The following is a 2,111-nucleotide window of genomic DNA, read 5'->3' as shown; positions in this document are numbered from 1 at the left end:
GGGCACATTCGCCAGCACCATCAATCGTTGTTGGCCCATGGCGACATCAAGACGGTGTATGCGCAAGGGGATGTATACGTATTTGCCCGCCAATACGGGCGTGAAGTGGCGCTCATTGCCGTCAACCGCGGCAATGAGGACAAGACGGTGGCGCTTGACGTCGCTTCGTTGCTTCCGAACGGCACCGTGCTTACGGATGAGTTGCATGATGGCGGGGAAGCTACGGTCGCTGGCGGAACGTTGACGGTCACGATTCCGGCCCTGGATGGACGGATGATGTTTGGGACGGTGACGGCGGAAATGCCGGTAGCAGTCAGCAATTTGCAGGCGAGCGCTTCGGATGGCTGCGTGACGTTAACGTGGGAAGGAAATGCGTCGAGATACCGAATTTACGAGTCCACGTTAAAAGGTGCCGGTTATACGATGGTGCAAGAGACGGAAACAACTTCGGCCACGATCGGTTCGTTGACGAACGGAACAGCCTATTACTTTGCCGTTGCGGCGGTCGATGAAAACGGGAATGAATCACCGAAGGTCGAAACGAATCGCGTCGTTCCTCATTACCCGCTGACGAGCGACAATGTCCAGTTCGTGACAACGTTAAGCGATGCCACACTGGATTTGTCAAAGCCGCAGCAAGTGNATGTCCATGTCAACATCGACAATGTGACAAGCAAAGGAGCAGCTGATGGGTTGCAAGCGGTGTTGCAAGTGAAAGGCCCGCATGACGAAACATGGAAAGAATACAGAGCGGCTTACCAAGGACAAGACGGCGACGCCAACGTGTTCCGAGCTGCCTTCACTCCGCTCGCCGCAGGGACGTATACGTATCGTTATGCGCTGACGACCAACCTCGGCGAGGAGTGGGTGTATACAGAAGAGAAGCAAGTGACGTTTGCGGCAGACAACAGCGACCAAATAGCGCCAGCAGACGCCATCGAGCTGCGGCAGCCTGCGGTTGAATCCGGACAAGTGAATTTATCATGGACGTTTGTTGGGAAAAAAGATGGGGATGCTTATTTGTTAGCCATCGAGCGCAACGGTGATATCGTGCATACAACCACTTCGATCGGCGATTCATTTACAGACTACGATGTCGAAAACGGCACCGAGTACACGTATGTTGTCAAGTTGTATGACCGCGCCGGCAATGTTGTGGCGTCAAACACGGTCAAGGTGACGCCGGACATTGTGATGGTGAAAGTGATTTTTAAAGTGAGGGCGCCGGATTACACACCGTTGGATGCCCGAATTACGATTCCGAACAGCTTGAACGGCTGGAACACAGGGGCCTGGGAGATGTCGCGCAACGGTGCGGTGACGCCGGATTGGCAATTTACTACCGAGGTGCAAGAAGGGGAAACGATCACGTATAAGTATGTCAAAGGCGGGTCGTGGGATCAAGAAGGACTGGCTGACCATACGCGTGAGGACGACAACGATGATGACGTGAGCTACTACGGCTATGGGACGATTGGCACCGACTTGAAAGTGACGGTCCACAATGAAGGAAACAATACGATGATTGTGCAAGACCGCATTTTGCGCTGGATCGATATGCCGGTCGTCATCGAAGAGGTGCAAAAACAAGGAAGTCAAGTGACGATCAAGGGCAATGCCATTAAAAACGGTGTTTTGACGATCAATGGCGAGCGGGTGCCGATTGATGGTCGGATGGCATTCTCGTACACGTTTGCGCCGGCCAGCCATCAAAAAGAAGTGTTGATCCATATCGAACCATCGGCCGAAAGCAAAACAGCCATTTTCAACAACGACGGCGGAGCGATTGCGAAAAACACAAAAGATTACGTGCTGAATTTAGAAACGAAGCAATTGCGCGAAGGGAAGTTGACAACGCCGCCAAGCAACGGCGATTCTCCAGGAAGCGGTTGGCCGGGCAGCGAAACGCCGTCCCATGACGGAGGGACAACACCAGGCAACGGCACCTCTCCGGGCAACGGTGGTCCATCGGATGGCACATCCCCTGGGGGGAGCGTTCCGCCGGGCGGCACAGCTCCGCCGGGAAACGGAGCACCTCCATCAGCACCGCCGCAAAAACCGTCTCCATCGAAACCAAAAGAGAAACCGAGAAAGCCAACCACTCCTCCAGG

The 2,111-nt window shown here is 54.3% G+C and carries 2 pseudogenes; both read left to right on the top strand.

Annotation, left to right across the window (positions count from 1 at the left end):
• A pseudogene (locus VU18_RS20590) lies at window positions 1-642 on the top strand (amylopullulanase); the annotation flags it as partial.
• A gap of 1 nt (window position 643) precedes the next feature.
• Window positions 644-2,111 (top strand): annotated as a pseudogene (locus tag VU18_RS20585) (amylopullulanase); the annotation flags it as partial.

Source organism: Geobacillus sp. ZGt-1 (assembly GCF_001026865.1).
Lineage (GTDB): Bacteria > Bacillota > Bacilli > Bacillales > Anoxybacillaceae > Geobacillus > Geobacillus thermoleovorans.
This window is presented reverse-complemented; position numbering and strand designations above follow the sequence as displayed.